We start from the raw sequence: 18,488 nt of genomic DNA, 5'->3' as shown, positions 1-18,488 counted from the left end.
CTTGACGTCTCGTTCAAACAGTTATACAACCGATGAACAAAGATCAATTTGAGTTATTTCTGGATTTAGTTTTCAAAGAACCTGAGAGTTTTGAGTCCTCTCAAAACTGAACAAGGCTACTGATTTCAATTACATCATGTAACACTTCTCAGTTTATGCTTCGTGCTGCCTTGCGACGAGTAACCGCAGGAGCAAAAGCATTTTAATCGAGAGTATTGAGTCCTCTCAAAACTGAACAAATAGCCTAAGCGTTATATGACCGAAGGTCATACATCGACTAGAGTAAAAACTCCATAGAAAGGAGGTGATCCAGCCGCACCTTCCGATACGGCTACCTTGTTACGACTTCACCCCAATCATTTGTCCCACCTTAGGCGGCTGGCTCCAAAAGGTTGCCTCACCGACTTCGGGTGTTACAAACTCTCGTGGTGTGACGGGCGGTGTGTACAAGACCCGGGAACGTATTCACCGCGGCATGCTGATCCGCGATTACTAGCAATTCCGGCTTCATGCAGGCGAGTTGCAGCCTGCAATCCGAACTGAGAATGGCTTTATGGGATTGGCTTCACCTCGCGGTTTCGCTGCCCTTTGTACCATCCATTGTAGCACGTGTGTAGCCCAGGTCATAAGGGGCATGATGATTTGACGTCATCCCCACCTTCCTCCGGTTTGTCACCGGCAGTCACCTTAGAGTGCCCAACTCAATGCTGGCAACTAAGATCAAGGGTTGCGCTCGTTGCGGGACTTAACCCAACATCTCACGACACGAGCTGACGACAACCATGCACCACCTGTCACTTTGCCCCCGAAGGGGAAGCCCAATCTCTTGGGTGGTCAAAGGATGTCAAGACCTGGTAAGGTTCTTCGCGTTGCTTCGAATTAAACCACATGCTCCACTGCTTGTGCGGGTCCCCGTCAATTCCTTTGAGTTTCAGCCTTGCGGCCGTACTCCCCAGGCGGAGTGCTTAATGTGTTAACTTCGGCACTACGGGCATCGAAACCCCTAACACCTAGCACTCATCGTTTACGGCGTGGACTACCAGGGTATCTAATCCTGTTTGCTCCCCACGCTTTCGCGCCTCAGCGTCAGTTACAGACCAGAGAGTCGCCTTCGCCACTGGTGTTCCTCCACATCTCTACGCATTTCACCGCTACACGTGGAATTCCACTCTCCTCTTCTGCACTCAAGCTCCCCAGTTTCCAATGGCCGCTCGGGGTTGAGCCCCGAGATTTCACATCAGACTTAAGAAGCCGCCTGCGCGCGCTTTACGCCCAATAATTCCGGACAACGCTTGCCACCTACGTATTACCGCGGCTGCTGGCACGTAGTTAGCCGTGGCTTTCTGGTGAGGTACCGTCAAGGTACCGCCCTATTCGAACGGTACCGCTTCTTCCCTCACAACAGAGCTTTACGACCCGAAGGCCTTCCTCACTCACGCGGCGTTGCTCCGTCAGACTTTCGTCCATTGCGGAAGATTCCCTACTGCTGCCTCCCGTAGGAGTCTGGGCCGTGTCTCAGTCCCAGTGTGGCCGATCACCCTCTCAGGTCGGCTACGCATCGTTGCCTTGGTAAGCCGTTACCTTACCAACTAGCTAATGCGCCGCGGGCCCATCCCTTAGTGATAGCCGAAGCCATCTTTCACCCTCTCTCCAGGTGGAGAAAGGGATTATCCGGTATTAGCTCCGGTTTCCCGGAGTTATCCCAGTCTAAGGGGCAGGTTGCCCACGTGTTACTCACCCGTCCGCCGCTAACGTCAAAGGAGCAAGCTCCTTATCTGTCCGCTCGACTTGCATGTATTAGGCACGCCGCCAGCGTTCGTCCTGAGCCAGGATCAAACTCTCCGTTAAAAAAGTTTACTTACACACGGATGTGTTGGCTTCGGTGTTGCGACAGGACGTCGCGACCTTAACCGAAGATCCTTAGCTTCATTGCACAACCGAAGTTGTGGCTCACTATCATTGACGAGATACCTTGTATCTCTTTTACGCTTGGCTTTTGTTCAGTTTTCAAAGGACTCGTTTGTCGCCGTTCTCTCTTGGCGACTCTTAATAATTTACACTACATCCAACCATTTGTCAACGGTTTTTAAAAACTTTTTTATACAACCGCCCAAAAGAATGAAGACGGTACATAAAAATATACACCTAGTATGCCTTTTCGTCAACGCCTGTATTTAAGACTTTTTATTGGTTTGTGTCCGAAATGAAGAGAGAGCATAGCGAACATGGTCCTGTGGAGGAGCGACACGTTTATATAAATGAAAAAGAATGCTGTATTTTTCAATCATGACGTTTTTTATAACACCATCAAGCCGCTCATCGGAAAGATCAATCAATAGGGCTTCCAGCTCACGCTTTACTAAGTATTCCATTTCTTTTACTTCTTTATCAGACAACATCATTCCTAACATCGATCTCACCGCTTTCATGGGTTCCTAGTTGGACAGTCTTTTCGTTTTGCTGCTTTTTTATTCATATCTTCCGCGGACAAACATATCTTGTCTTTGAGAACAATTGAAGGAGCGGTGTACATGAAAGGAATTTGGGTGTTTAATTTGAAAAAATGGAAGCCACTGCTGTTTATTTGCATCGCTTCTCTATTCGTTGCTAGCTGGCTGTTTATCCAGCGTGACCATATTTCCGTCTTTACAACTCCAGATGGTCCGCAAGCTTTTTACCGGGCCGAAAACGCTGACCATAAAATTGCGCTTACGTTTAACATAAGCTGGGGAGAACAAAATGTACTGCCGATTGTAAACATATTGAAGGAAAACGATGTGGAGCACGCAACTTTTTTCGTTTCGGCTTCATGGGCCGAAACATACCCCGAATTAGTCAAAGAAATTGCAGATTCCGGTTTCCACATTGGCAGCCATGGGTACCGCTATAAAAATTATACCGCTATGGATGATGAGCAAGTCATTAAAGATATGAGAAGAAGCAAACAAGTGTTGCAAGAATTAACAGGTGAAACACCGACACTCCTTCGCCCTCCAAATGGCGCATTTACAACACGCACACTTGCTTTAGCGGAACAGCAAGGCTTCGACATTGTCCATTGGAGCGTGAATTCTTACGATTACAAAAATCCTGGAACTGCGCAAATCATTGACAATGTTTTAAATGCGACTAATTCTGGCGATGTTTTAATGTTCCATGCTTCAGACACCGTTAAGCAAACTGGGGCAGCATTGCCAACTATTTTGAAAGAGTTGGAAAAACGCGATTATGAACTTGCCACCTTAGAAGAGCTCATGAACAGCGCCGATGCAACGAGCAATGAAGTAAATTAAAAAACGCCTGTACAGGCGTTTTTTACGGTTTAGCGATTAGCCGGTGCAACATCAACAGCTGCCATGTATTTGCCACAAGCAGAGGCGTGATGTATAACACCAACCACCTGCCGTCGTTTGCTACTAAAGCTGGCACCCACTCAATCGTTGTAATGACAAACATAAAGAAAAGCGCGGGGACAAATGCGCCTTTGTTTGTTTCTTTTGCCTTAATTCGTGCCACAATAAACGCATAAATAAATAGCAATGTCGGGATTACTAAATATCCCCAAAAGGAGTGCTCTTTTCCGAATGCAATGTATCGGAAATAGACAAGGTCAAAAAAGACAAACGCGATTAGTACCCACTGTATCCGATTCCATAACGTATGCGATTTCGATAATCCTAAACCAAATCGGTGTAAAAACAAATAAGCAAAAAACCCCATTTGGGCGACCAAGCTAAAAGCGGCGCTAATGCCAAGCATATAGATAATGCCTACGATTAGGTTGCCAATGCCATCCCCAAGATATACCTCTAAATTGATAAAAAAACCGACGATCCCGCCGCTAACGCTTCCAAAAAGCAGCGTCGACCAAAAAAGGAAAACAACTTTTTTGCTGTTCACAAGCCTATCCCCCAGTTCGTTATGCCTCGCTTTCATTGTAGCAACCCTTTTCATGAAACGCCAGCGCGTTATGCATATTTTGTCGCAGGCAACAAACACTAAAGCCATCATGATAATGCAGAAAGGAATCATTCATCCATGAGCAAAAAGAATTGGAAAGTTTTGTTGGCATTGCCGTTGCTCGGTCTGCTCGTGTTGGCTGGGTGCGCCCAGACAGAGGCGCAACAGAACGCCGATTATGAGGGCACCAAAAAAATGGTCATTGATTTGTTAAAAACGGATGAGGGCAAAAAAGCGTTCCATGAATTGATTGCCGAGGAAGATATGCGGGAAGAACTTGTCATGGATAGTGACTTTGTCAAAAAAACCATCCAAGATACGTTAACATCTGAAGAAGGCAAAACCTTTTGGCAAGAAGTCATGAAAGACCCTGAGTTTGCCAAAACATTTGCAGAGAGCATGCAATCGGAAAATGAAAAGATTTTAAAGTCATTGATGAAAGACCCTGAATACCAGCAAATGATGATGGACATCTTAAAAGATCCGCAAATGGGCGAGCAAGCGCTGGAACTGATGAAGTCAAAAGAGTACCGTGAACAAATTATGGGCATCATGAACGAAGCGCTGGAAAGTCCTTATTTCGCCTCAAAAATGACTGATTTAATGAGCAAGGCAATGGAAAAGCAAACAAAAGGACAAGATCAGAATAAAGAAGGTTCGTAAAAAAAACTGCCCACCAGGTCGTAGATCGCGGCCTGCTGGGCTTTTTTCAAATTCAATCAATCGATTCAGATATTTTCTTTTTGGCTAATTCGATATTGTCTTTATCTAACTCATATAGATGTTGACAAATTTGTTCGGTTACAAAAAGCTGTGACATTTGTGTAATTAACGTACTACCTTCTTGTTCGATTTCTTTTCCTGCTGTATGAATAATCATCTCTCCGATATTCGTGATCGGCGAGTGGGAATGATTTGTGATCGCAATGGACTTTGCCTTGTTTTTCTTCGCATTTTCAAGCCAGCGAATGGTTTCTTTCGTATCTCCAGTAATGCTAAAGGCAATCGCTAAGTCGCCCTCAGAGATCAGATGGGAGCTAATAAATTGTGTATGTTGATCCGAAAAAGCATACGCTTTATAGCCGAGGCGCATGAGTCTAATTTGCGCGCCTTGAGCTGCTAGCCCTGAAAACCCAATCCCAAATAGATAGATGGATCGGCTTTCCATTATCCAAGTGGCAGCCTTTTTGAGGACCTCATTATCAGCCAAATTCCGTGTGTCATTTAGCATTTGAATAATCTCTTCATAGGTTTCTTGGACCTCAGTACTAAAAGTGGACGGTGTTGGGTTTCGCAGTTGTTTCACCATATTCGTTTTGAATTCATGGTACCCGGAAAAACCAAGCTTTTTAAAGAAGCGAAAAACGGTCGCTTCCCCCACCCCGCATTCCCTAGCGAACTCCGTTAGTGATGGAAAAACAAAGTGATCGTAATGTTCTGTTATATATTGGGCTACCCGTTGTTCACTTTTCGTTAAGGAAGGGTAAATACTTTTGATCACTGTTAACACGTCGGTTACATTCACTCCATGCCCCCCTCATCTATCAATGAGTTTCCCGAATGTCTAGATGAATGCCGATTTCAAACATCCGCTTCCAAGGGAATGTAATCTCTAGATTGGATACTACTATATTTTTAAAACTATGTCGAATGTTTGTATCAAACGCTTCTTTCAAGAGCGTTACTATTTTTTCCCCGACCACTTCTTCTTTTCCTTTCACATCGAAATAGTTAGCTCCAATGCCCGGCAGGAATGTATCAGTGACCGATTTCCTTATAGCACCCTGGTAAAACCCATCATCCAACAGGTGATAGAGAATGTTTTTCTTTAAGTTGACCGTATGCCGATTGGTGCTCTCAAAGCCGAAAATTGCTGCTGCTATTGAAGTCCCGATCGTATTGCAGTTTGTGTTCCACGCTTTGTACGAAATAATGTGGTCTAGCAGCCTACTGTCATCTAAAAGTGCAATTAGCTCTAGATCACCCCCATTAGCAAAAGCACTATCCACGACCGCTACAGGGATGCCCTCTTGTACATATCGCTCAATCGTATGGACAAAAACCCTCAATTGACGAAAGCTATTGTACGTACTATCTTTTGCCATTTGATCGGACGATTCTTGCATGATTTTTCCAGCCGTATTCACAGCCAAAATAAAATCGGCTTGCTCTGGATTCGAGACCCAAATACAATCCGTGACAAACAAGTGTGATTTTAAACTTTCTGCCAGCGGCCTGTCTTCATATAACGGAATGATATTGGCACCCAAAGTTGAGCTAAAGAATGGATAAACTTTCATTGTTCGTTTGTTTAAATGATTAAATGCTTTTGCTACTAAAGAGGAACCGGCCTCATCAGCTCCAGGGTACACGGCCACTTTCGATTGCAGCCTCTTGCTTACAATTTGGTCATAGACTCGTTTTTGGTCCTGTGATGTATAGCCGTATTCGGCAGAATCGTCTTGTGGTATCGCTAAAAAGTCAATGACGCCGTTCTCGACTAATTCCGTAATCTTGACATTCATATTTAAGTTAAACGCTCGTCTGTCTTCATAGTCTTTAATGATGTCTTTTGGAACCTCATGTCGAATCGTTTGAAGTTCCTCTTGCTCTTTTTGAGACAAGCCGCTTCGTTCCCATTTATCGGTTAAATAGGCCTGTTTATATATACGTTCTCCGTACTGTTCATAATAATCGGGCTCCTCATCAGCGCTGTTATAACGAGGCGTTCGCATAATTAAACTAAACGCGAATATCGGTTTATTCCCAACCACTTTCCGTAATGTTCGAAAATAATTGATACGCTTCAACCCTTCATCTTCGCTTAAATGATGCAGCCGAGAGGGAAGTAGCCCTCCATAAAGCAGCATATCAGTAGATAATACAAGGGCATCCGCCGTTTTTGCTTGATCAAACACAAACTTCCATAAAGCTTCCGTGTCAGCAGGCTTCTTCTTGTCTCCCAATAGATGGATAGGCGGCATGCGTAATTGCACATCTGACCTAGTGTTGGCTAAGAACGACGGATAAGCATAATTGCATGGACGTTCATCTAACGGGATATAAACGATCGTGTACAAATGTTTCACACTCCTTTTAGGAAAACGCAAGTTACTTCGATTTTAACTGTTCAAGGATCTCTTCCATGCAGGTTTTGACACTTGTCTTCACTACGGTTGCCTTTTGTTTTACAGCTTCTGGGGCATGTTCCATCGCAAATGAATAGCCAGCGACGTCAAATAATGATAAATCGTTTTCAGAGTCGCCTATTGCAACGACTTGCTTCGAGTTGGCCTTTAGCTTTTCCATCGTTTTTTCTAGGGCAGTCCCTTTTGATACGCCGTGGGGTAAAATTTCTAATGTATGTGGACTCGTGGCGATGAAATCAACATAGCCATCGTATTTTTTAGAAAGACTTTGTTTGATTTCAGCAAAGATCCCTACATCACCAAAAATGAGGAAAATGATTGGTTGAATTTGGACGCCTACCTTTTGCTCAAGATCAGGTTCAATAATTGAGGAGTCGATAAACTCAGCTACTTCCCCTTCCTTCCGTGGGGATGGAAAATAGCGATGATTTATATCGGATACTTCAATACGAACATCCCATTCTTTAAGGTCTCTCATTAATCTTTGTGCAACGTCTGAATGGATCTCTTTTTTTAATAAAATTCGGTTCTCTTTATCTTTAATCACCGCGCCGTTTTGACTGATGCGAAACTCTCCAGCAATCCCTAGTTGATTTTCAACATAAACAATATCGTGGTCCAGCCTTCCTGTCGCAATCATGAATGAGCCGCCTGCATGATGGAATGCTTGGATGACATCTTTTGTGCCAGCCATAATGCGATTTTGTTTATCAAGTAAAGTTCCATCTAAATCACATGCTACAAGGTTTGTCATTGACATCCTCCTGAACGATCGTTTTTCGAATAAAGAACCAATAGGTTGTATCGGCCGTCGATACAACCTAACTGATTTAAAAAAGATTTAGTGACTTCTTTCCTCGTTCGCAACTTTATTCGCTGCGATAACAAAAGGAAGGTAAATGAATACGGAAATACCAATTAACAGCACCGCTAAAAGCGCAGCCCTCCAGTCACCTGCCGTTGATAAAAAAGCAGATAGTACAGGAGGTGTTGTCCAAGGAACCATGACAACGGTTTTTGATATGAACCCTAACGAAGTAGCCATGTAAGCAATATTTAAATTAACCAATGGCACAAGGATAAGGGGGATCGCTAAAATAGGGTTTAGTATAACTGGCAGTCCAAACATTAATGGTTCATTAATATTAAACAAACCTGGTGCCAGCGAAAATTTAGCAACCTCTCGATATTCTGCTCGTTTTGAGGCAATGAAAATGGCAATGATCAATCCGATCGTACATCCGCCGCCTCCAAGCATGGCGAAACTATCAATAAATGGTTTTGTAACAATATTAGGAATTTCTATATTAGTTTGAAAGGCATTGATATTTTCCTGAATCGCTGTGAGCAACGTCGGTTCTGTTATCGGCCCAAGAACGAACGTCCCGTGGATACCCATTCCCCACAGTAGATTTTGAAAGGTCATCACAACGTTAATGCCGACTAAACCTTGGAAAATGGCCTTAAGAGGCACCTGGATAACCTCTGTTACGATTTCTTGCAGTCCTAAGCCAAACATTGATTGTAGGAGAAACACCAATGTTCCAAAGAACGACAGTGTAACAAAGGCTGGAATCAACGCTTCAAATGACCTAGATACTGCAGGTGGGACACTTTCAGGTAGCGATATTCGGAATCTCTTGTTTTCTTGAAGCTTTAAAAAGAGCTCTGTTCCGAGCAACGCAGAAATGATCGCAAACAGCAAACCTGTTGCTGATGTCTCTGTCTGTGTAATCATCCCTGTTACTTGTACGGCGGCCTCGCTATTAAGAGGGGTCACTTCTAATACAGAAGGGAACATCGTCACAAGGACAGCTACAGACATGACGCCAGGAATGACCCCGTCTTTGCCGTAGCTTACCGCCAGCTTATAGGCAACAGTAAATGCAACAAATATCGAGAGAAACCCTAGCGTTCCATTATAAACTTGGGTTCCAATCCCTTTAAATTGACTTAAATCGATGACATTTTTCAAAATGCCATTGTCTGGGTCTAGCACAACATTGTTAATTAATATGAAGAATGAAGCAACAATGACTAAAGGAATTAGTAAAATAAAACCATCACGGACAGCTCCTAAATGGCGCTGATTGGCGAATTTGTTCGCAACAGGTGCCAGCCAAGTTGCGATCTTATCGGATAGTTTGTTCACCCACAATCCCCCCTTAAGCCTATTATTTAGACTGCTCAATCGTTTCTACAATATCTTGAAGCACTTTGTCTCCCCGCAGCATGCCATAATCAGCTTGGTTGATCACTTTCACTGCCATGCGGCCATCAACGAACTCTTCCATTTGTTTTTGCATAAATGCGACTTGCGGTCCTAATAGCAAAAGATCATAATCATGTTTTTGAACTAACGTTTTTCCTTCAGTAATGGATACAGCCTCAATTTTCAAGTTTACCCCTTGCTTTTCGGCCTCGTTCTTGACCTTTTGTACGAGCATGCTCGTCGACATTCCAGCACTGCAGGTCACCAACACGTTATACATCATTCAACCCCTCCTATTGTTTTAACTTTTCGGCAAATGTGTGTGTAATCAGTTGCGGCCGAGTAATTGCAGACCCAACCACGACTGCATGGGCGCCTAATTCTATCGCTTTTTTAGCTTCTTCAGGTGTTTGAATGCGCCCCTCAGCTATGATCGGCATGTTTAGTTCGCGAACCAATTGTTCGAGCAGATGAAAATCCGGCCCTCGCTGTTGTCGCGAATAAGGCGTATACCCTGATAACGTCGTCGAAATGCAATCAACCCCTAGCTTGGCTGCCTCCACTCCTTCATCAAATGTAGAAATATCGGCCATCACTAAGCAGCGATTTGCCTGAATGTGCCGGACTAACTGGTCCACACGCCCACCATTTGGCCTTTTCCTGTTAGTGGCATCGATTGCAATCATGTCAACACCTGTACTTAAAAGTTCATTTACCTCTGCTTTGGTAGGTGTAATATATACTTCTGATTCGGGATACTCCCGTTTAATAATTCCGATTACAGGAAGGTCTACTTCATTTTTTATCGCTTGAATATCTTCCACCGAATTTGCGCGAATGCCAACTGCGTTTCCCCACTTCGCTGCTTTCGCCATTTTTGCCATGATCATCGATCCATGCAAAGGCTCATCCTCTAAAGCTTGACAAGAAACAATTAGCCCACCTTTTATCTCATTTAGCATGATCAACTTCTCCTATTTTTGAACTTTCTCTTTATGCAACAATAGAATTTCTTTCGCTAAGTCTATCGCCAACATAGCGGTCATTAAGTGATCCTGTGCATGGATGAGCAGAATAGAAAGGTTGATTTCCTCCCCCCGCGCATTGCTTTGGATCATCTCGGTTTGCACTTTATGGGCGACATTGATTTCCTTCTCTGCTTCCTCTAGCAAATTGTCTGCTTCTGAAAATTGCTGTTCTCTAGCGGATTGTAATGCTTGCATCGTTTTGCTCCTTGCATTTCCGCTATGCAAAATAATGGAAAAAGCGTTTTCATGAATATTCATTGGAATCCTCCTTTCTCTAATGGAAATGACAATTATAGTTTAAAAGAAGAATATAAAAATGTAAAGTTATTTTCACCATAATAATTATTTTGGAGAAAATATTTCATTTTGGCGTTTTTAAACTTGTACTCTCCTAACGAAGAGCTTTTCAAGAAAACGATAGAAATGGAAGAGGAAAAGCCAACAAAAAAAGCGGGAGAAGCACATCAAATGCTTCTCCCGCTTTTAAGCCAACCTCTTTCCATCACTCTGTTTTTTCAACAATTCGTTCTGCCAAACGGTGGTAAATCTCACCAATTGGATGTTCTTGTGCATAAACGGACGGGGCAAAATCATTTTCATCAATCTCAGGCTGCCCGAGAGGAATTTGCGCAAGCAATTCCGTTTTTAATTCTTCCGCCAAGCGTTCGCCGCCGCCCGTTCCAAACACATATTCTTTCTCCCCAGTCACTTTGCTTTCAAAGTAAGCCATATTCTCTACAACGCCAAGCATTTCGTGGTTTGTTTTTATCGCCATTGCACCAGCACGGGCCGCAACAAATGCTGCTGTTGCGTGAGGAGTGGTCACAATCAGTTCCTTTGAACCTGGCAGCATGGAATGCAAATCGAGAGCGACATCGCCTGTACCTGGCGGCAAGTCCAAGATGAGATAGTCAAGCTCGCCCCATTCGCATTCAGAGAAGAATTGGTTGATCATTTTCCCGAGCATCGGTCCCCGCCAAATAACAGGGGCATTGTCTTCCACGAAAAAGCCCATGGAGATGACTTTAACGCCAAAGCGTTCAACAGGATGGATACGCTTGTTGATCACTTTCGGCCGTTCCTCTATCCCCATCATGTCAGGGACACTGAATCCGTAAATATCGGCGTCAATGATGCCGACTTTTTTGCCGAGGCGGGCAAGCGAGACTGCTGTGTTGACAGAGACGGTCGATTTGCCAACGCCGCCTTTTCCACTCGCCACTGTAATAAACGTTGTTTTGCTCGTCGGCGCAAGCAAAGCAGGACCGTTAAAGGGCTCTTCTTTTAGGCCGCCGAGTGCGTCTAGTTCTTCTTCAGTAAGGGTATCAAAACGGAGTCCGACTGATTCAGCGCCCTCGCTTTTAAGGACATTGACAATTTCTTGTTGGACTTGCATTTGCTCCGCTGTTCCCGTTTTTGCTAAAGCGACTTTTAGGCTGACATGGCCGTTTTTGTTTTTTAGCTCACGGATGCCGCCTGTTTCTACAATACTCTTGTTTAAGTCACGATCTTTTATTCGTTTGAGCGCTTCCATTATTTCTTGATCCGTTATCATCGAGGCACCTTCCTTTAACAATCGATCCTATTTTCCCCAGTATAGCATACATAAATAGCAGAAAGAACTAGAGCGCTTCGCCCTAGTTCTTATCCTTTTTAGCCGTTCACCGCGACAATGCCTTTTTCTTTTGCCAGAACTCGTCCTTTTTTGTTGATGACGACAGCCTTGTCCGCTCCTAAGTTGGTAAACACGACTGGCGTAATCGTAGAACCAGCATGGTTACGGATATAATCTAAATCAAATTCGGCCAATTTGTCACCTGCGCTTATTTGATCGCCTTCTTCCACAAGGACGTCAAATCCTTCTCCTTGAAGTTTAACTGTATCGATGCCGATATGGATCAACACTTCCATTCCCGTAGAGGTCGTCAGTCCAATTGCATGTTTCGTCGGAAAGACGGTCGTCACTTTTCCTTCAACAGGCGAATAAACCATGCCGTCTTCTGGATCTATCGCAAAGCCGTCGCCCATCATTTTTTCGGAAAAGACTTGATCGGGCACCTCCGCGAGTGGCATCAACGTACCTGCCATTGGTGCAAGGAACGCCCCCTCATTCATCAATGCGTCTGGTTGAATTTCTTCCAGTTGCTCACTGACTTCTTCTTGTTGATTCGTTTTTAGTGGCCGAGGCGTTTTTCCCGCCATGACATCTTGAATTTGGCCTTTAAGCGTCTCTGAGCGAGGGCCAAAAATCGCTTGGATGTTGTTGCCTACTTCTAGCACTCCAGCTGCACCAAGGGCCTTCAGTTCGTCTTTATTGACAGCTTTAATATCATTCACCGATACTCGCAGGCGCGTAATGCATGCGTCAAGATGAGCAATATTGTCTTTCCCGCCCATCGCTTGCAATACTTGTCCTGCTAGCTCGCCTGTTTTTCCTTTGCCTTTGTAATCATTAGCCGTGTCATTTTCTCGCCCTGGCGTCATTAAATTAAATTTTTGAATCGCAAAGCGGAAAACGACATAATAAATGGCCGCAAATACGAGACCAATGAGAATCGTAATCCACCATTGTTCTTCATTCGGCAAGATCCCGAATAGGAAAAAGTCAATCGCTCCGCCTGAAAAGGTGAACCCAACATGAACATCGAATAACGTCATCAAAACAAACGATAAGCCATCGAGGATTGCATGTAGCACAAACAGTACTGGCGCGATGAACAAGAACGTAAATTCAATCGGTTCTGTGATTCCTGTCAAAAACGATGTCAGCGCCGCAGAAGCAAACAAACCGGCAACCAGTTTTTTCTTCTCAGGCTTGGCACAATGGTACATCGCCAGTGCTGCAGCTGGCAGGCCAAACATAAAAATCGGAAATTCGCCTGCCATGAAGTGGCCAGCCGTCAACTCCGCGCCATCACGGAGTTGGGCGAAGAAAATCAGCATATCGCCACGGACAATTTCCCCTGCCGCATTGGTGTATGAACCAAATTCATACCAGAACGGAGCATGGAAAATATGGTGCAGTCCAAAAGGAATTAAAAGCCGTCTGATAAAGCCAAACAAAAACACAGCTACATACAAGCTCGACCCTAACAAAAACTCAGAAAAGCTGTTTAAGCCGTGTTGGATCGGCGGCCAAACAACAAGCAAAAGAAGCGCCATTAAAAATGTAGCAACTGCTGTAATAATAGGGACAAACCGTTTGCCGGCAAAAAAGCCAAGAAAAGCAGGCATTTCTATATCATAGAAGCGGTTATAGCAGTAAGCCGCAATTAAGCCGACAATAATCCCGCCAAATACGCCTGTTTGCAGGGTGTCAATTCCTAGAATATTGGCAAAGCTCGGGTCTTCGGCTACCATTTCCGCGCTCACCCCAAGCCATTGGCCCATCACGGTATTCATCACCAAATAGCCGACTAATGCTGCAAGTGCAGCTGCACCGTCACCGGCAAGGCCGATCGCGACCCCGACAGCGAAAATAAGAGACAAGTTGTCAAAAATAACGCCACCAGCTGCTTCCATCACACCAGCCGTATGTTGAATCCAGCCTGCTTCTAAGAACGGCATGTAGTTCAATGTGTTTTCCATTTGCAAAGCGGCACCAATGCCCAGCAGCAATCCGGCTACAGGCAACATCGCAACCGGGAGCATCAACGCCTTCCCAATTTTTTGCAATTTGCCAAATGCATTTTTAAACAATAAAATCCCCTCCTAAATTGGTTTTTTATGGTATGTAGAAACACAAAAAAGGCATGAGCAAAAAGACACTGGATTGGTTTTAAAACCCAGCCATTTCTTTTTCCTCATGCCTGATCGAATCAGTTACACGAATTTATTTGCTTTTGCTCTGCACCCTCTGCAAGTGCATCGTCAAGTAGACAGCCTCAGCATCATATACTGGTTTACCAAGCGTCCTTTGCATGACTTTAATGAGCTTCCAAGAAAGATTATAACATACAGGATATTCTTGTTTCAACAGTTTTGCAACCGTTTTCGGCTCTTCGACTTTTTCACCAGTCATCACCCGTTCAATCGTAAAGCGCAAATGCCTCACAAGGCGAAGATAATCCATGCTTTCTTTGTCCAATTTAATTGCAAACTGGCTTTCTACAAGCGACACCAGATGACTAACCAATTGCGAATGGCTATTAACGATATTCATGCTTTTATTTTGAATGGCGCTATGAATATGAAGAGCAATAAAGCCAATTTCTCCTTCAGGAAGCTCGACACCGGTCTGCTTGCCGACAAGAGCTACCACTTCTTTGGCAATTGCATATTCACGGGGATAAAGCGCTTTCGTCTCTGCCAAAAAAGGGTTTTCAATCGCCATTCCTTGGGCAATACGAGCATGGGCAAAGGACAAATGGTCCAGTAGCCCGATATGGATATGCTCGTTTAAATCCATCCCTGCTTTTTTCCCAATTAGAAAAATCGCTTCCACCGTCACATCGATCATTGTTTGCGAAATATGTGGAAGCAGCTTCAAATAGCTTTGTTGCTCTTTTTCATCTTTTAAAACAAACAGTTTCTCAATGTCTTGCTGCTCAAGCCAATCCCCATTTTTGCGGGCAAAGCCGATTCCTTTTCCAATGACGACCACTTCTTGGTTGTCACGCTCAGCAATGACCACATTATTATTAAGCGCCTTTTTTACTTTGTACTCCCCCACATTCATCACTCCAACAGCATCTTCCCTTTCATGGTAATCCAGGGACAGACTTACGTCAACTTAATCGTTCACTCGTGAGGATTGCTGTTCGGCGCTTTTTCATCGGTAAAAAACCGAAGCATCCCTTCGTAAATGGAAGCAGCCATTTTGTCTTGGTACTCCTCTGTGGCAAGCAATGCCGCCTCCTGCGGGTTAGACAGAAAACCTGCTTCAACTAGCGCTCCAGGAATTTCGGCTTCTTTTAACAAATACACATGGTGGATCGGTTTTGGGTATCGATTAGTATTTTGCAAATTGCGTTTGATTTCCTCCTGGATAAAAACAGCCATATCTTCATTGCGTTGGTTTTTTAAATGATAAAATGTTTGTGCCCCGTTCCAACGTTCAGACGGAATCGCATTCATATGAATCGATAAAAACGCGTCCGCTTCCGAATCGTTGATAATCATTGCCCTTTTTCTTAAATCTTCAGTTTTTCGCTGCCGTATTTTCGCCGTGCCAGCATCAGCCAAATCAACGTCTTCCTCCCGCGTCATGATGACAAGCGCCCCAGCTTCCTGCAAATAATCACGCAACTTTAATGCCACTGCCAACGTAACTTCTTTTTCAAGCGTGCCCGTCTTTGAAACGGCTCCCCCGTCCATCCCACCGTGGCCAGGGTCAAGGACAATCACTTTCCCTGACATCGGCAAGTGCCAAGTAGAAGATGAATCTTTAAGCGTGCTGTCATATTGAACCCATAATAATACAGCTGCAAACAAAAGCGCCCCAATAAAAATGCTCCATTTATGTTTCTTCACAGTCCGTTCCCCCTTGTCCTGTATTTATATATACGAGGACAAGGAGAAGTTATGAACGATTAATGAAGGCGAAGCTTGTACGCTTTGCTCGCTTCCCGAAAGCCTTTTTCCCACCACGTGCCAATCAGCATGTCTGAAGCAGCAAGAAGCGCTTCAGTCGGCGCTCTTTCTTCTTTAGACCAACCGGTCAAAGTCGCACATAGGCAATGGGACAAATCAGTCAACTCTTCCTCACAACGTTTGCGCGCCTCCTGCGCCGGTTCGCCATAATAACCAAAACGGCCAAACTCTGTGCCAAGCAAATAAGCATCAATCGTCATATCCAAACATTGGTCAATTAAGAAAGGATACGCTTGAAATTGGAACGGAAGGATCGGAAACATCCATTCCTTTATTGCCTTCTCCATTTCCTTCATGCTAATATGGCGCAACATCTTCTTTTCAAAATTCCACTGTTTTTCTCGTCTTCTTTCGGTGAGTGTCGTAATTACATTCATTGGTCGTTTCCCCCTTTTTTCTTTTTAGTATGGTCGTCCCCATTTGCACCATACACGTAAGAAAAGGTCAAATAATGTTGGGATAACCATTATCTGCTGGGCAACATTTGCGACGTGCATTTTAAAAAAGGGATATATTTTTGGTGATGATACAAACTATAGGAAGGGATAATGTCGATTGAACGCCGCTAAAGACATTGCATACCTCGGGATAATCATCCGCAATATGTTGACCGTTTTTCAGTGCGAACAGAGGATGGGACATTTCATTGCCATCACAACCACCCTTGATGCCATGGATAGGTTTGTCTACTAGACTTGATGGAATCATCCAATGAAGAGATGGGCTATCATGACTGAAGCAAAACGTCCACGAAAAAGGTTCACAGTCGAATTTAAGAAACAGCTTGTGCACCTTTATGGGTCCGGAAAGCCGAGAGCGGAAATCATCGGACTCCATCTGCATTTGATAAATGGGTTCGTCAATAGTAGTATATTTTATTATGAAGCCAAACAACGAGATTACGCGGGAGAGGAAGAAACCGCTAACCACATTCATTAGCGATCTTTTTTATCAAAGCCAAGACATCTATGGCCATACAAAAAAGTACCTCGACACTCTTCTAGCCACATTAACCAAACAAAAATACCAAGAGCACTTGGCCCTTGGCAACCTAAAATTTACAAACATACGGCAAAGAAGGTTCTATCTTCCGGATTTACTTCCCCTAATTGTGAAAGCCAGCACTTTCTAAACACGCGATTACATTTAAAACAATCCTACACTAACACGATCTATTTCAACTTTAAGTGATAGAAAAGCTGCAATAGCTAACACAATTCCACCTATTAACGCTAAAACCCTTGAAAATATCGCCAGTTTATCGACGTCTGTTAGCATGGAAATATCATCCCTTGTTTTTAACTTCTTTGATTAGTGCTGAAGTTCCCAAACACCTCACCAAATCTCATGTTATATATATCTTTCACCACCGGGTTAAGCTTACCATTATTAGATAAGTCTCCCTCCAGTATAATTTCTACTCTTTGGTCATTATCAACTAATACTGCTTGCACGATTAATGCATCCAGCAAAATCCCAGTTACTACTGCAATTTGTTGAGGGGACAAACTATACTTTTTAAATAAACTTTCAAAATGATTGTGTTCTTTCCCCAAATTTATCACCGACCTCCAAATTTATGAAGATAATATTTGTCCACTTCCCTCTGTTCTTTCCGACTTTCTTAAATTGCTCGAACCTAAACTAAAGATACCAAACAAAAAGAGCGCTATAAAAAAAACAACGTAGCTTTTAAAAGATTGCGAACTCATTTTATCCCCCTAGGCGTTTAACTCATTTTATGAGCTTGATGAAGATATGTGACTATTCATTGGAAGTATTCACATTTATTTAAGCCCAACATATTTTAAATTGTTACTACAATTACTGGAGGTACGGCAACATGGAAATAAAACAAACTGAAGATCATAGTTTGCAAGTCCCACATCGCTATTATTCATATGGCACCCCTTTTCCTTACCAAGCTCAATATTTCTACCCAAGCTATACAGGGGTACAACCATATTATAGCTATTACCCGTACAATCAATATGGTGCACAGCCATATCAGACCTATAATCCCTCCCCCCCATACGGGCAACAGATGTACCCAAGTCCATATACTCAGCAAGATGATGATGGCGTCGAAGAAGTGTTACCTTATTTATTTCATCACCATATAAGCCACCATCGCGATCTCGAATGGACAAATGAACAATTGAAAACCAGTCTTTACAACGCAATCTTAGGTGAACATAATGCAATTGCATGTTACGATCAACTTGCTCAAATGGCTCCCGATGAACCCTCAAAGAGAATAATATTAGAAATTCGCAAAGATGAGATAAGACATTATCAATCATTTTTAAAGTATTTTGTGAACCTATTCGGAGAACAACCATCCTTTTCAACACAAGAGAAATGCCCAAATAGTTATCACGAAGGCTTAACAATAGCCTTCGAAGATGAGCAAAACACTGTTGATGAATACTTGAACATTTCCGATTACATTAATCATTATCCTGAAATTAGAAAAGCATTTAAAAGAGCAGCTAAAGACGAACAGAATCATGCCGTTTGGTTTTTATACTTGTTGTTTAAATAGGC

The 18,488-nt window shown here is 43.5% G+C and carries 18 protein-coding genes, 1 rRNA gene and 1 pseudogene; 4 read left to right on the top strand and 16 right to left on the bottom strand.

What is annotated here, in order from left to right:
* Nucleotides 1–297: 297 nt before the first annotated feature.
* Together V5G21_RS10355 and V5G21_RS10350 are read right to left on the bottom strand one after the other, a co-directional pair.
* A 16S ribosomal RNA gene (locus V5G21_RS10355) occupies nt 298–1,848 on the bottom strand.
* A 326-nt stretch (nt 1,849–2,174) separates the two neighbouring features.
* Nucleotides 2,175–2,411, bottom strand: coding sequence for a hypothetical protein (locus V5G21_RS10350; RefSeq protein WP_073305892.1), 237 nt, complete (start codon nt 2,409–2,411; stop codon nt 2,175–2,177).
* Between the two features lie 120 nt (nt 2,412–2,531).
* On the opposite strand from V5G21_RS10350, the gene pdaB reads away from it, so the two are divergent.
* Nucleotides 2,532–3,293 (top strand): polysaccharide deacetylase family sporulation protein PdaB, encoded by a 762-nt coding sequence (gene pdaB / locus V5G21_RS10345; RefSeq protein ID WP_073305890.1) that lies wholly within the window; start codon nt 2,532–2,534, stop codon nt 3,291–3,293.
* Nucleotides 3,294–3,315: 22 nt separating this feature from the next.
* Here the strand turns inward: pdaB and V5G21_RS10340 are convergent, their stop codons facing one another.
* A complete protein-coding gene (locus V5G21_RS10340) occupies nt 3,316–3,900 on the bottom strand; it encodes a KinB-signaling pathway activation protein (protein WP_073305888.1) in 585 nt (194 codons plus the stop codon).
* 138 nt (nt 3,901–4,038) lie between these two features.
* Between V5G21_RS10340 and gerD the strand changes: the two genes are divergently transcribed.
* Nucleotides 4,039–4,623 carry a spore germination lipoprotein GerD gene (gene gerD / locus V5G21_RS10335; protein WP_011245063.1) on the top strand — a complete coding sequence of 195 codons (585 nt, stop codon included), beginning with the start codon at nt 4,039–4,041 and terminating at the stop codon, nt 4,621–4,623.
* Between the two features lie 52 nt (nt 4,624–4,675).
* On the opposite strand, the gene V5G21_RS10330 is transcribed toward gerD, so the two are convergent.
* The 12 genes from V5G21_RS10330 to V5G21_RS10275 all read right to left on the bottom strand — a co-directional run bounded on the left by V5G21_RS10330 (nt 4,676) and on the right by V5G21_RS10275 (nt 16,318).
* A complete protein-coding gene (locus V5G21_RS10330) occupies nt 4,676–5,485 on the bottom strand; it encodes a MurR/RpiR family transcriptional regulator (RefSeq protein WP_073305886.1) in 810 nt (269 codons plus the stop codon).
* A gap of 19 nt (nt 5,486–5,504) precedes the next feature.
* Nucleotides 5,505–7,040 carry a DUF4127 family protein gene (locus tag V5G21_RS10325; RefSeq protein WP_169715913.1) on the bottom strand — a complete coding sequence of 512 codons (1,536 nt, stop codon included), beginning with the start codon at nt 7,038–7,040 and terminating at the stop codon, nt 5,505–5,507.
* A gap of 31 nt (nt 7,041–7,071) precedes the next feature.
* Nucleotides 7,072–7,863: a Cof-type HAD-IIB family hydrolase gene (locus V5G21_RS10320; protein WP_073305884.1), complete on the bottom strand. Its 792-nt coding sequence runs from the start codon at nt 7,861–7,863 to the stop codon at nt 7,072–7,074.
* An 87-nt stretch (nt 7,864–7,950) separates the two neighbouring features.
* A complete protein-coding gene (locus V5G21_RS10315; RefSeq protein WP_073305882.1) occupies nt 7,951–9,261 on the bottom strand; it encodes a PTS sugar transporter subunit IIC in 1,311 nt (436 codons plus the stop codon).
* Nucleotides 9,262–9,283: 22 nt separating this feature from the next.
* Nucleotides 9,284–9,604, bottom strand: a complete 321-nt coding sequence (locus V5G21_RS10310) for a PTS sugar transporter subunit IIB (RefSeq protein WP_084140108.1) — start codon at nt 9,602–9,604, stop codon at nt 9,284–9,286.
* A gap of 10 nt (nt 9,605–9,614) precedes the next feature.
* Entirely contained in the window at nt 9,615–10,283 is a 669-nt protein-coding gene (locus V5G21_RS10305) for an N-acetylmannosamine-6-phosphate 2-epimerase (RefSeq protein ID WP_073305880.1), read from the bottom strand.
* 12 nt (nt 10,284–10,295) lie between these two features.
* A complete protein-coding gene (locus V5G21_RS10300) occupies nt 10,296–10,607 on the bottom strand; it encodes a PTS lactose/cellobiose transporter subunit IIA (RefSeq protein WP_095253759.1) in 312 nt (103 codons plus the stop codon).
* Nucleotides 10,608–10,851: 244 nt separating this feature from the next.
* Nucleotides 10,852–11,904, bottom strand: coding sequence for an Mrp/NBP35 family ATP-binding protein (locus V5G21_RS10295; protein ID WP_011245058.1), 1,053 nt, complete (start codon nt 11,902–11,904; stop codon nt 10,852–10,854).
* Nucleotides 11,905–12,002: 98 nt separating this feature from the next.
* Nucleotides 12,003–14,048, bottom strand: coding sequence for a glucose-specific PTS transporter subunit IIBC (ptsG, locus tag V5G21_RS10290; protein WP_073305876.1), 2,046 nt, complete (start codon nt 14,046–14,048; stop codon nt 12,003–12,005).
* Between the two features lie 133 nt (nt 14,049–14,181).
* On the bottom strand, nt 14,182–15,021 hold the full coding sequence (gene glcT, locus V5G21_RS10285) for a glucose PTS transporter transcription antiterminator GlcT (protein ID WP_279626614.1): 840 nt from the start codon (nt 15,019–15,021) through the stop codon (nt 14,182–14,184).
* Between the two features lie 68 nt (nt 15,022–15,089).
* Entirely contained in the window at nt 15,090–15,821 is a 732-nt protein-coding gene (gene cwlD / locus V5G21_RS10280) for an N-acetylmuramoyl-L-alanine amidase CwlD (protein ID WP_035202245.1), read from the bottom strand.
* A gap of 59 nt (nt 15,822–15,880) precedes the next feature.
* A complete protein-coding gene (locus V5G21_RS10275) occupies nt 15,881–16,318 on the bottom strand; it encodes a YbaK family protein (protein ID WP_035202244.1) in 438 nt (145 codons plus the stop codon).
* Between the two features lie 352 nt (nt 16,319–16,670).
* Between V5G21_RS10275 and V5G21_RS10270 the strand changes: the two are divergent.
* Nucleotides 16,671–16,804, top strand: a pseudogene (locus V5G21_RS10270) (IS3 family transposase); the annotation flags it as partial.
* A 435-nt stretch (nt 16,805–17,239) separates the two neighbouring features.
* On the opposite strand, the gene V5G21_RS10265 reads toward V5G21_RS10270, so the two are convergent.
* The gene (locus tag V5G21_RS10265; RefSeq protein ID WP_142237606.1) at nt 17,240–17,506 is read right to left on the bottom strand and encodes a hypothetical protein; all 267 of its coding nucleotides are present in this window, start codon (nt 17,504–17,506) and stop codon (nt 17,240–17,242) included.
* A gap of 278 nt (nt 17,507–17,784) precedes the next feature.
* On the opposite strand from V5G21_RS10265, the gene V5G21_RS10260 reads away from it, so the two are divergent.
* The gene (locus tag V5G21_RS10260) at nt 17,785–18,486 is read left to right on the top strand and encodes a ferritin-like domain-containing protein (RefSeq protein ID WP_011245051.1); all 702 of its coding nucleotides are present in this window, start codon (nt 17,785–17,787) and stop codon (nt 18,484–18,486) included.
* Nucleotides 18,487–18,488: the final 2 nt, after the last annotated feature.

It is taken from the genome of Shouchella rhizosphaerae (assembly GCF_036700015.1).
Lineage (GTDB): Bacteria > Bacillota > Bacilli > Bacillales > Bacillaceae_D > Shouchella > Shouchella rhizosphaerae.
This window is presented reverse-complemented; position numbering and strand designations above follow the sequence as displayed.